Origin of the sequence: Pseudoalteromonas sp. SG41-5 (assembly GCF_014164495.1) — a bacterium.
GTDB classification, from domain to species: domain Bacteria; phylum Pseudomonadota; class Gammaproteobacteria; order Enterobacterales; family Alteromonadaceae; genus Pseudoalteromonas; species Pseudoalteromonas rhizosphaerae.
In genome coordinates this window covers 1-11,923 of record NZ_JACJFH010000116.1, presented here as the reverse complement: position 1 = coordinate 11,923, position 11,923 = coordinate 1, and the positions used below count along the sequence as shown (strand labels likewise).

At 39.3% G+C, this 11,923-nt stretch carries 9 protein-coding genes and 1 pseudogene; 6 read left to right on the top strand and 4 right to left on the bottom strand.

The window, feature by feature from the left end:
- Positions 1-99 precede the first annotated feature (99 nt).
- The gene (locus H5232_RS20425) at positions 100-1,446 is read right to left on the bottom strand and encodes a GH1 family beta-glucosidase (RefSeq protein WP_182794694.1); all 1,347 of its coding nucleotides are present in this window, start codon (positions 1,444-1,446) and stop codon (positions 100-102) included.
- Positions 1,447-1,725: 279 nt separating this feature from the next.
- Here H5232_RS20425 and H5232_RS20420 point away from each other — a divergent pair.
- The 3 genes and pseudogenes from H5232_RS20420 (at position 1,726) to H5232_RS20410 (ending at position 6,182) form a co-directional block, all read left to right on the top strand.
- Positions 1,726-2,940 (top strand): annotated as a pseudogene (locus tag H5232_RS20420) (sugar MFS transporter).
- Positions 2,941-3,004: 64 nt separating this feature from the next.
- The gene (locus H5232_RS20415; RefSeq protein ID WP_404936410.1) at positions 3,005-5,464 is read left to right on the top strand and encodes a glycoside hydrolase family 3 protein; all 2,460 of its coding nucleotides are present in this window, start codon (positions 3,005-3,007) and stop codon (positions 5,462-5,464) included.
- 121 nt (positions 5,465-5,585) lie between these two features.
- Positions 5,586-6,182 carry a fumarylacetoacetate hydrolase family protein gene (locus H5232_RS20410; protein ID WP_182767649.1) on the top strand — a complete coding sequence of 199 codons (597 nt, stop codon included), beginning with the start codon at positions 5,586-5,588 and terminating at the stop codon, positions 6,180-6,182.
- Here H5232_RS20410 and H5232_RS20405 read toward each other — a convergent pair.
- From H5232_RS20405 to H5232_RS20395, 3 genes are all read right to left on the bottom strand, one after another.
- Entirely contained in the window at positions 6,121-7,062 is a 942-nt protein-coding gene (locus tag H5232_RS20405) for an ABC transporter substrate-binding protein (protein WP_182767648.1), read from the bottom strand. The genes H5232_RS20410 and H5232_RS20405 overlap by 62 nt on opposite strands.
- Positions 7,063-7,271: 209 nt before the next feature.
- Complete coding sequence (locus tag H5232_RS20400) at positions 7,272-8,324, bottom strand: aldo/keto reductase (protein ID WP_149981211.1); 1,053 nt, start codon at positions 8,322-8,324, stop codon at positions 7,272-7,274.
- A 15-nt stretch (positions 8,325-8,339) separates the two neighbouring features.
- The gene (locus H5232_RS20395; protein ID WP_182718304.1) at positions 8,340-8,771 is read right to left on the bottom strand and encodes a thioesterase family protein; all 432 of its coding nucleotides are present in this window, start codon (positions 8,769-8,771) and stop codon (positions 8,340-8,342) included.
- Positions 8,772-8,917: 146 nt separating this feature from the next.
- Here H5232_RS20395 and H5232_RS20390 point away from each other — a divergent pair, with 146 nt between their 5' ends.
- The 3 genes from H5232_RS20390 to H5232_RS20380 all read left to right on the top strand — a co-directional run bounded on the left by H5232_RS20390 (position 8,918) and on the right by H5232_RS20380 (position 11,810).
- A complete protein-coding gene (locus H5232_RS20390; protein WP_259398497.1) occupies positions 8,918-9,121 on the top strand; it encodes a hypothetical protein in 204 nt (67 codons plus the stop codon).
- A gap of 192 nt (positions 9,122-9,313) precedes the next feature.
- Positions 9,314-10,537, top strand: coding sequence for a site-specific integrase (locus H5232_RS20385; protein ID WP_182831414.1), 1,224 nt, complete (start codon positions 9,314-9,316; stop codon positions 10,535-10,537).
- Positions 10,530-11,810 carry a hypothetical protein gene (locus H5232_RS20380; RefSeq protein ID WP_182831413.1) on the top strand — a complete coding sequence of 427 codons (1,281 nt, stop codon included), beginning with the start codon at positions 10,530-10,532 and terminating at the stop codon, positions 11,808-11,810. Before H5232_RS20385 ends, H5232_RS20380 begins: the two co-directional genes overlap by 8 nt.
- The last annotated feature ends 113 nt before the right edge of the window (positions 11,811-11,923 follow it).

The following is an 11,923-nucleotide window of genomic DNA, read 5'->3' as shown; positions in this document are numbered from 1 at the left end:
ATAGCACCCCGGTTTGAAAAATGATGTTACTTGCAGTATCACCTAAGCCATAGGCTATTTTTTCTTTTCTAGTTAGCATAATTGGCACTCATGTTGTTATTATTTTTTGCGCTGTGTGAGCAATGCGCGATATTGTATTGCGCTCTCTTTTAGTATGCGTTGCTGGTTTTCATAATCAACATAAACGAGACCAAAGCGTTTTTCATAGCCGTATGCCCATTCAAAGTTATCCATTAAGCTCCATGCAAAATAGCCTTGTATATCAACTCCTTGCTCAACTGCGTCATGCACTGCATTGAGGTGGGTATGATAATAACTAACACGCTCTGTATCGAGTACTTGGCCATCTCGTAGTGTATCTGCCATGGCCGCACCATTTTCAGTTACATAAACTTTAGGTAGTTGGTATAGCTCATTTAATGATACTAACAACTCAGTTAAACCTTGTGGATAGACTTCCCAGCCCATGTCAGTCACAGCTATGTTGTCGATTTGTGCTTCGGCAAACCAGTTATCATCAGTGTTTTTGTAGTGTATGCGGGTATAGTAATTAACGCCAATAAAGTCGATTTTTTGACTTATTATCGCCATATCATCAGCAGCTATATGGGGTTGCACTTCACTACTGAGGCTATTTAAAAGCGCCGGATACTGACCTTCTAAAACTGCTTTGATATACCACTGATTGTGATATTGATCGGCTAATAATGCTGCTTGTGTATCGTTTTCTGTCAGTGGATAAGCTGGGCTGAAGTTAAGAACAATACCAGCTTCTATATTAGGGCAATTGGCGCGCAGTACTTGCATGGCAAGACCATGGGCTAACAATAAATGATGAGCCGCCTGACGACCTGCTTGTTGGCTTTTAATACCGGGGGCATGTACACCCACTTCATAGCCTAAATAGGCACTGCAAAAAGGTTCATTTAAAGTCGCATAAGAGTCAACTAAACCTGTCAACTGCTTGGTAACTAAATCAGTATAGTGAGCAAATGCATAGGCGGTGTCACGGTTTAACCAGCCACCGTTATCTTCCAAGTGCTGGGGTAGATCCCAGTGATATAAGGTGACATAGGTCTTGATATTGCGTGCTTTTAAAGCCGTTAATAAATCACGATAAAAGCCAATGCCTTGCTGATTAATACTGCCATCTTGATGCAATACGCGCGGCCATGAAATTGATAATCGGTACGCATCAACGGCTAAGTCAGCAATCATTGCGATATCTTGTTGCCATAGTTCAACATGGTTACAGGCTGTATCGCCATTGCTATTGTCGGTGATAGCTCCTGGCTGGTCACAAAAAGTATCCCAAATAGATGTCAGGCGGGCGCTGCGAGCTCCCTCAATTTGAAATGAGGCTGTGGCTACACCAAAGGTAAACTGAGGTTTAAGTAGCGCAGAGCTAGGCGGCAGAGAAATAGTTTTAAACACGATTAGGTGCATCCTTTAACATTCAGTTTTGGCAATTACTTTTACATTAAGCACAGCATAGTTATTAAAAATGGAAGCGCTTGCAGAATGTTTGTAAATAAATTGCTAATTTTGATTTATATGATATAAATGTAAGCGCTTACATTTTATGTTGCAACTATTATTTGCTTTTTTTAAGTAATGAAAAAGTACTTTAATAAACGTAACGAACTGATAATTAAAATAATTAGAGAGTTTAATATGGCAAACGTCACACACAATTTGGCAACGAATGAACATAGCCTACAACCAATGGGCAAACAAACGTTTGCTTTAACGTCGTTGACCACCTTATTTTTTATGTGGGGGTTTATTACGTGTCTAAACGATATTCTGATCCCCTATTTAAAAGGGATGTTTTCACTCAATTATACCCAAGCGATGCTAATCCAATTTTGTTTCTTTGGGGCTTATTTTGTGATGTCGATACCCGCTGGTAAGTTGGTGAGTAAAATAGGTGATCAATTTGGCATTGTGGTGGGCTTAGTGGTAGCAGCGGTTGGTTGTGCATTATTCTATCCCGCAGCCGTAGCGCATGTTTATGAGCTATTTTTATTGGCGCTATTTGTACTGGCTTCGGGTATTACCATCTTACAAGTGTCAGCCAATCCATACGTAAGTGTACTTGGCGCAGCAAAAACAGCGTCGTCGCGTTTAACCATGACCCAAGCATTTAATTCGTTAGGTACTACGGTTGCGCCAATCTTTGGTGGCTGGCTTATTCTAACTGAAGTCAGCCAAGCAACCGCAGAGCAAGTTAAACTTCCTTATTTAATGCTTTCAGCAAGCTTGCTGGTACTTGCGGTGATTTTTGCTTTTTTAAAATTACCTAAACTTGGCAAAGCAGCTGATGCTGAGAGTGAAAATCAATATGTTGAGAACTTTATTGATTTAGGTAGTGTTTGGCAGTATCGCCATTTAATTTTAGGAGCCATTGGCATTTTTGTTTATGTCGGTGCTGAAGTCGCAATCGGCAGCTTTTTAGTAGGCTTTTTAACCTTAGACCATATTGCGGGTTTTACTGAGCAGCAAGCCGCACATTATATTAGTTATTACTTCGCGGGCGCCATGATAGGACGCTTTATTGGTGCTGCCATCATGCAAAAACTCAATGCAGGTAAGGTATTGGCATGTCATGCATTACTTGCCGTGGTACTGGTGTTAATGGCGATGACAGGACAAGGGGCATTAGCAATGTGGGCTATTTTGTTGGTCGGACTATGTAACTCAATTATGTTCCCAACCATCTTCAGTTTAGCCCTTCAAGGCCTTGGCAAATATACCTCTCAGGGTTCAGGTATTTTATGCTTAGCCATTGTCGGTGGTGAAATTATTCCATTATTACAAGGCGTCTTAGCTGACAATTTTGGTGTGTAATTAGCACTATTACTGCCTATCGGCTGTTATTTATATATTACTTACTTTGCGCTATTTGGCTCCAAAGTACCAACCTCAACTCGTCATTGATAACTAGGCGGCCAACATTACCATAACAAAACCACGTACTCTATTGGTCATGATGATTGCAGCCATGGCGATGACTTGCTGTTCGCAATCAGAACAAACAGCAGCGACCAATGATAGTTGGCCGATGATCAAAAGCGGTGTTAAAGACGATGCCAATATGGAGCAAAAAATTGCTGACTTGCTCGGCTCAATCAGCTTAGAACAAAAAATAGCCCAGATGATCCAACCTGAAATTCGCGATATTACAGTGGAAGATATGCGTCAATATGGTTTTGGTTCTTACCTTAATGGCGGTGGGGCTTTTCCTAATAATAATAAACATGCCACGGCTGCTGATTGGATTGAACTAGCCGAAAAAATGTACCAAGCATCAGTAGATGATTCCCTTGATGGTAGCCGTATCCCAACTATGTGGGGAACCGATGCAGTTCATGGTCATAATAATGTTATTGGTGCGACGTTATTTCCGCACAATATCGGTTTAGGTGCGGCTAACAATCCACAGTTGATTGAAAAAATTGCTGCAGCGACCGCCCAAGAAGTGATGGTAACCGGTATTGATTGGGTGTTTGCACCTACCGTTGCTGTGGTACGAGATGACCGCTGGGGCCGCACTTATGAAGGGTATTCAGAAGATCCACAAATTGTTAGAGATTACTCAGCCGCAATAGTAAAAGGCTTACAAGGCGCAGTTGATCAAGACTTTTTATCAGATAAACGGGTGATCAGTACGGTTAAGCATTTTATTGGTGATGGTGGTACACAAGGCGGTGATGACCAAGGTAATAATATTACCAGCGAAGCAGAGTTATTTACCATTCATGCGCAAGGTTATGTGGGAGGCTTAGGTGCTGGAGCACAAACAGTTATGGCGTCGTTTAATAGCTGGCATGGCGAAAAAATCCATGGCAGTAAATATCTCTTAACTGATGTGCTAAAAGGCAAAATGGGTTTTGATGGCTTTGTTGTGGGTGATTGGAATGGTCATGGACAAATTCCTGGTTGTACCAATGGAAACTGCGCACAAGCCGCTAATGCCGGCCTTGATGTATACATGGTGCCTACTGATGCATGGAAGCCACTTTATGAAAACCTTATCGCACAAGTTAACAATGGCACAATTGCGCAATCACGAATTGATGATGCGGTAACGCGTATTCTGAGAGTAAAAATGCGTGCGGGTTTATTTGATAAAGCAAGTCCTGCAAATCGTCCACTTTCAGGAAAAACAGAGGTCATTGGTAGTGCTGAACATCGTAAAATCGCAAAACAAGCAGTTCGCGAATCTTTAGTACTCCTAAAAAATAAACAACAGTTACTGCCGCTTTCGCCAAAAGCAAATGTGTTAGTAGCCGGTCTAGGTGCTGATAATATCGGTATGCAATCTGGCGGTTGGAGTATTACTTGGCAAGGTACGGGGAATCAAAATAGCGATTTCCCAGGTGGCACGTCGATTTTGGATGGTATTGAACACACTGTTAAGCAAGCGGGCGGGCAAGTTCAGCATGACTTAAACGGTGAGTTCAATACTCGTCCAGATGTCGCTATTGTAGTATTTGGTGAGCAACCTTATGCAGAAGGCAATGGGGATTTAGATAATCTTGAATATCAGCGGGGTAATAAAACGGATTTAGCGCTACTGCGAAAATTCAAGCAAGCCGGTATTCCCGTTGTATCGTTATTTATTAGCGGCCGCCCAATGTGGGTAAACGCAGAGCTTAATGCCAGTGATGCGTTTGTTGCGACGTGGTTGCCAGGTAGCGAAGGGGATGCAATTAGCGATGTGTTATTTGCAAATGTAGATGGCTCAGTAAATCATGATTTTAAAGGCAAGCTGTCGTTTTCTTGGCCGAATAACCCAGTTGATAACGAAAATCGTGGTGATAAAGATTATTCGCCATTATTACCGTATGGTTTTGGCTTAACTTATTCAGATAAAAACACCTTACAAGATGATCTTGTTGAACAAATGGGAACGTCACAACAGCTTGATGATTTAGTCTTGTTTGAGCGCGCGGTTAAAGCGCCATGGAGTCTGCATTTACAAAGTGGTGAGCAGCAAAAAGTGATGGCAAGTAGTCGCGAATCAATCGGAGCTGTTAGCGTTAAAACCTTTGATAAAGACGTTCAAGAAGATGCGCGTGCAATTACCTTCAGCGGCGATGAACTAGCAGCAGTGCGTTTAAGTGCGGCATTCCCATCTGATTTACGTTCGTTTGTTGAAAAAGCAGGGCAATTACAAATGCAAATTAAGGTTGAGCAAAGTGCCGATGCCCCGCTTTGGCTTGGTATGCAATGTGGTGATGATTGCCAAGGTAAATTGGATATTGCTAAGCAGCTAAATGCAACCAATGAATGGCAGACTTTAAGCATTGATTTACGGTGTTTTTCACAGCAAGGTGTTAATTTAGGACAAGTATTCTCACCTTGGCAGTTAAGTACAGCTGCGCCATGGCAGGTGTCGATTGCGAAACTCAACATCACCAGCGAGCATGTATCTACTGAGGGGATTTCATGCCAGTAACGCCTTTGTTAGGCTTAACACCACTGACATCGATCTAGATAAATAGCAATACGAAGTTAATTGCCAATAAACGTCATAAAAAGTAGTCTAAGCTGCTTTTTATTGAATAGGAAAGATCGAAATGAAACCAGTGAATCCATCAAAAGTCATTTGTATTGGTCGTAATTATGCTGCGCATATTGCTGAGCTTGGTAATCAAGTGGCAGACGAAATGGTGGTATTTTTAAAACCGCCAAGCGCGATAACAAATACCTTAATGTGTACTCATAAGGATGAGCAATTACATTTTGAGACTGAAATTTGTTTTCAAGTTAACAATGGCTGTTTAGCTGCTGTGGCGGTGGGACTGGATTTAACTAAGCGAGATTTACAGAGTAAATTAAAAGCCAGCGGTTTACCGTGGGAACGCGCGAAAGCCTTTGATGGCTCTGCATTGTTTAGTGAGTTTGTACAAATAGACGAACAAGCTATTGAGCATTTAAGCTTAACCTTACTGATAGATAATAAGGTGCGACAACAAGGCGGCGTTGAGTTAATGCTTTATAAACCCGCGGTTATTTCAGCCCAAGTTAGTGAGTTTATGACTTTAATTGATGGCGATATTATTATGACTGGCACACCTGCAGGGGTAGGAGCTGTGAAAGCAGGAAGTAAATTTATTGCTCAGTTACACTTGGGCTCAGATTTATTGGTTCAGCAAGAGTGGTTGGCTGAGTAAGTTTTAATATCTGTTGTTGATATTGTTGATCGAACTCCGCAAAGGTATTTTCAAGCAATACACGCTGTGTTTGCTGGTACTTTGCAGACGGCAGTATGCTATTTGTTAGCACTCGATTTATTTTTTTTAAGGCATTATTAGCAAAATTATTAGGGGCATTGGTTGAGCAGCCAATCGCACCTAAAACCAGCTTATCGGCGTGATCGGCAATAGGTAAGGTTACTACATTATCAAATTCGCTGAAGCGGTTGTAGTAATCGGCTAAAAAAGGATAGTCGATAGTGTAATCAATATACCCATGATTGAGCCGATTGATCACCGAGCTGCTTTCGTTTTCACTGTTCCAACTTAATGATGTATTTTGGTCGCTTTTAGTATTTCGAGCGATGGTATTTAACTCTGGAGTAAATTTACGCGCAGCGGATTGACCAAAAATAAATTTATTATCTGTCAGTAGTTTAACTAAATTTATCGGTGAACTGTGTTGTTGGCTAATTACTTTCGCTGTTTTAGCTGAGGCAATGATAGCAAATGGTGGGTACACCGTTGTTGGCACCGAATAGATCACTCGCGGGGTGTTAACTTTACGGTGGATCATACAAGGGTAACATGCTTGTTGACCTTCATCGAGGTACTTGCCTATACGTTTTTGCGGCAACATTTCGCGGGTATGCTCTATATCGGGTAACTCAATGATGAGCTGTTCGACTAAGTAATCACATAAGCCTCCATCTGGAGTTTGCGCTGTTTTAGCCAGATGAAAAGGCGCCGCATCACTTTGGAGCCAAGTTATGTGAGTTACTTCATCGGTATTATTAGCAAGTACATAGGTGCTTGAAAAAAAATAAAATAATGTAACGAAGTAATAGACAATACGCATAGCTATATTTACTTTATCCGCTAACAATTTAAATCGAGTATACAATAACTAATATTTTGCGCTACTAAAGGATGGTAAATTATTGCATTAAGTTAATTTTTTAATGCTTTAGTGGTGTTTTTTTGATTCACTATTTGTGAGTAGGTTGTTTTTCAAGTGTTTTAATCTGGTGGAAAGCCCAAGCATTGATAATGATTGGGCTTTATTGATTAAAATGGCATTGGGTATTGCTTAAATACATTACCAATATCAGTTAAAGCTTGTTCGCTTAATTCGATGTTGAACGCGGCAATGTCATCTTTTAGTTGTACTAAGCTGGTTGCACCAATAATTGAAGAAGTAACACCATCAACTTGGTCACACCATGCAAGCGCTAATTGTGCTGGGGTTATTTGGTATTGCTGGGCAATTTCAACATAGTGGCTGATTGCTTGTTGCGATTGTGCTGTGTCACGGAATAAACCATTACGCTGCACCAGTGTCCAGCGGCTACCATCGGGACGTGCGCCATTTAAATATTTTCCACTTAACATACCGCCTGCTAAGGGTGACCAAGGTAAATAAGCAATATCTTCGTGAATACATTGCTCTATTAGATAAGGCCAATCTTTAGCGTGTAATAAACTAAATTCATTTTGAATAGAGACCATGCGCGGTAAATTGTGTTGTTCACTTAATCGTAAAAATTGGCTAATACCCCATGGCGTGTCGTCAGAGAGACCACAATGTTTAATTTTACCAGCTTTAACACAGTCGTTTAAACCTTCAAGAATATCGAGCATACCCGCTGTGTGTTGCTCTGTATTGGCGTCACTAAAACGGATCATACCTGGCCATTGTTTGCTAAAGTGCGGTGATTGACGATTCGGCCAATGTAGTTGGTATAAATCAATTACATCGGTTTGTAGGCGTTTTAATGACTCGTCAACTGCATGAACGACTGCTTGACGAGTAATATCGCCGCCATCGCGTATCCAAGCTAGGCCATTGCCAGCAATTTTAGTGGCGAGCACAATATCGTCTCGCTTACTTGGATTACGCGCTAACCAATTACCGATAATTTGCTCTGTTTTTCCGTACGTATCTGGAGTGGGAGGGATGGCATACATTTCTGCAGTATCAATGAAGTTTACGCCATGCTCTAAGGCATAAGCAATTTGCTCATCAGCATCTGCTTGATTATTTTGTACGCCCCACGTCATGCTGCCTAAGCATACACGAGACACATTGAGACCACTGCTACCAAGTGGGTTGTAACGCATAATGATTCCTTACTTTTATGATTCTCGGCTGTACTTATGTAATGCAGCCAATAATGGCTCACTTAATTGTGCTTTCTTACCCGTTTTAAAATTAAACATCACCACTTGCGATGACCCTAATGTAGTCAAGGCATTTTGCGCTTGGCTAAATACTCTGTAGTGCATCATAAAACGGTCTTTTTGAATATCACTGATGGTAACGCCTACCAACACTGTATCAGGAAATGTGACAGGGCGTTTATAACGCGCGTTATTTTCACTGATCACAGGACCAATACCTGTTGTTTGTAAATCTTCGAGTAAATTTATTTGATTAAAAAAATCAATTCGAGCAGTTTCAAAATAACGAAAATACACCACATTATTGACATGTTGTAAGGCATCCATTTCTCCCCAAGCAACATTAATTGCTGTATGGATAGGATGTTGTTCTATGAATGATTGCATATTCGACAGCTCTTTAAAGTAAAAACGTAGATTAGCAATTGGTGCTGTTTAGCTCAAGATAATTAGGAAAACAGTGAAAATGTGCTAGTTTTAGTAGTTCACGGTTACGTAAATGAATACTTTAATCTGATTTAAAGGAGCTAATTATGAATACAGTGACAGCAAAAATAATGAAACGCTTAGCGCTACTGGTGGTGATCTGTTTGGCATTAGTTTGTTATGCGATGGGCAATGCTTCTGGGATGGTGATACTAATCGTAGTTGGTTTTATTTTAGAAGGTGCTTTTTGGTTATTCGGTGCGAGGTTATTTAATCGTAAAAAATCTTCACAGCAAGAATCATCGAGCTGATGACTTGCTAATAAATCAAACTTAATGAATAATAACTGTTCATTTGTACAGTGCTTGGTTTGAGGAATGAAAAAGTTTATTCATATTGACATGGATTGCTTTTAAACTCGAGGGTGTTATCTGTGGGGTTTATTTGTAAGTAAACCTGTTTCTGCTAACTTTAGATAAAGAGTTATCTAAGTAAGTTAATTGATGCACAGATACAGTGATAAAAAAATAAATAAACACTACATTTATCTAGATAGTGATAGTGCTCCTATACTCCTTCCTTGCTTATTTGCTCGCTATACAGAAGTTGTAGGTAAAAAAATAGAGTTGATAAAGAGGAAAAATAGGAACTCAGCTCTAATCGAAAATGTGTTTGAAGAAGTGTTTATTGGTGCAGATGCAAGTTATAAAATTTGTAATCATCTTGGGCGGTTTTTAGAGTGGGTTGATAAGTTCGAGGGTGAAGGAAATATTACTCTTAGTATACATACAGCTTTGCCCCAGGAATTAATAAATGACTATATTAATGAGTATCTTATAACAGAATGCCAGAGTAGCGAAGCTGTTGCAAATCAGGCCGTAAACTCTCTAAAAGCTTATTACAATTGGCTACAGTATTTTTTTGACAATAAATATAAAAATATAGGCATCAAATCTTCCCATATCCCCATCGCGAGAAGCAACTCTAAACCTAGTTTAAGTGTGAAGTATTTGTTACCTCAAACAAGGGAGCTGATCTATCAAAGTACTAACTCTTTACTTGAAGAAATCATTTTGAGAAATGGAGGTGAGTTAGGGTGTCGTTCTAAAGAGAATCAAGGGTTTCTACTTAAAGACTTTAATGAAAGCACTCAGAAATATAAGGGATTACTATCTCTTTTCAAGGAGCTGAAGAAGCAGCCGCATAAAGAAGAGTTCAAATATTACCTCTCATCACTCTATACAAAATATAGCCGCTCTAGGTTCCTGTATATACCTAGATACTTATTAGAAAAAATGGAACAGTATTTTCGTTTAGAACGGCCTCTTACTGATTCAAACCATTTATTCGTTTCAAATTCTACTAACCTGACTCGTGGAAGATGTATTTCAACAAAGTTTGGTACTGATACTTTTGCTAAGACTCGTAATAAAGTGATTAATGAAATGCAAAATAATCCAGACGTTTACAGATCTTATCAAAATATTGAGTTCACGAATGTTTATCATCATCTTCGGCACTCCTTTGGAACTGATATATTTTATAACTTGTGTGAGGGAGCTAATAAACATTATGAATCAATTACTACGACATCGGCTATTTATTTAACCACTGCGAATCGGCTAGGGCATAAAGTTGATGGTCAATTTTCTAATTCAGTAACAAAATCATATATTCATAGCTGCGGTCTAAAAGAGCAGCTTTTAAAGGAGTGTAGCTTTGGATGATATGAAAAAAGTACCGAGTCATAACTCTAGCTATTATGAATCAATAGTAAGAAGAGATTTTAATTCAAATGAACCTACAAGCTTCAGATATCCGCTCTCAGCTACTTCGATTGTTGTACCTGCGTTAAAAAATTCTCCAGAGAGAGTTATTTCTTTTAATATTAAAGGTGAGGCATATAAGCGATTAATTTTTAAAGCGATTATCGCTTCATATAATTATTCATTTTTAGATGAATTTGCCCCACTTTCAGCAAAGTATCGCTTTACAGGTTCAGCTCACCTTTTTGTAGAGTGGTTAAACAACACAAAAATAAAAAATCCTTATACTGTTCTAAAGGAATATGAGTCTTATCGTTTTGATACCTTGAATAATCATGGAGGCGAAAGCGCTCTTCGAAAGCTAAGAACAGTTTTATTCTATGCTTTAGAAAGATCAAGTGAATTGAGCTCATCTGTCGAGCCAGAGCAATTACAATATCTTTTCGAAATTTATAAAACTAAAGTAAGTCCGAATTTCAATAAAAAGCAAATTTCTTTAGCTGGTTATTTTGGTGAGTTAGACTGGCTTAGAAATGATGATATTGGAATTGGTAATCAATTATACCAGGTTCTTGCATCGCCAAAAATAACCATTCGTTCACTAAGAGCTACAGCGTCGTCAATAATAATAGAGCTTTATGAATGTAAGCTAGCTCTAAAAAGGTTTTTAGAACTATCTGATTTCTCTTTGTACGATTTCAAAATGCTAGGCCCAAATAAGAATGTTAAATACTATAAAAAATCTTTTACGGGGCGGGCGATATTTTGCTTACTGTATAAATATCATTGTCTGAAAGAAAAAGAACCTAAACTCCGAAATGCCTTAATACTTGTTTTATTAGCCAATACAAGTAATAAAAAGAGTTTTGTAAAAATCCTACCTGCTTTAGACAGTGAAATAGAACTAAGTCGACTTTTTATTTCAGCTAAAGGGCCAACTAAAGGTTATTTAAGTAACTCCTTTCTTTCTGAGAGCTTCTCTGTGGCTGGAGCAAGTAGTCCATTATTTGGGTTTAATGAATTAAAACTACTGTGTTCTGGTACCCATAACTTACCAATATCAGAAATTGAAAACTTACTGTTCTCATGGTTGATGGCAAGCTTTGCGGTTCAACCATCAGATATTGGGAAGTTACGTAAAAGCTCTTTCCGTTACCTTAAAATTGGAGGCCGTGTAACTCACCTTGAGTGTGAGTACTTTAAAGGAAGAGCAAACTCTATAGTAAGCGTCTAGCAAAGTGCACCTGCCAGTAACTCGTCAAACCGATTAAACTATTTCTTAATTTCAATTAGGAGATAGCCATGAGAAAAATGCGTAGCCTTGAGCAGTGGCGCAACATTATCGAA

Coding starts and splice junctions, on each gene's coding strand:
- H5232_RS20425 (WP_182794694.1), bottom strand. CDS start 1,446: ATGCACCTAATCGTGTTTAAAACTATTTCTCTGCCGCCTAGCTCTGCG.
- H5232_RS20415 (WP_404936410.1), top strand. CDS start 3,005: ATGGCGATGACTTGCTGTTCGCAATCAGAACAAACAGCAGCGACCAAT.
- H5232_RS20410 (WP_182767649.1), top strand. CDS start 5,586: ATGAAACCAGTGAATCCATCAAAAGTCATTTGTATTGGTCGTAATTAT.
- H5232_RS20405 (WP_182767648.1), bottom strand. CDS start 7,062: ATGCGTATTGTCTATTACTTCGTTACATTATTTTATTTTTTTTCAAGC.
- H5232_RS20400 (WP_149981211.1), bottom strand. CDS start 8,324: ATGCGTTACAACCCACTTGGTAGCAGTGGTCTCAATGTGTCTCGTGTA.
- H5232_RS20395 (WP_182718304.1), bottom strand. CDS start 8,771: ATGCAATCATTCATAGAACAACATCCTATCCATACAGCAATTAATGTT.
- H5232_RS20390 (WP_259398497.1), top strand. CDS start 8,918: ATGAATACAGTGACAGCAAAAATAATGAAACGCTTAGCGCTACTGGTG.
- H5232_RS20385 (WP_182831414.1), top strand. CDS start 9,314: ATGCACAGATACAGTGATAAAAAAATAAATAAACACTACATTTATCTA.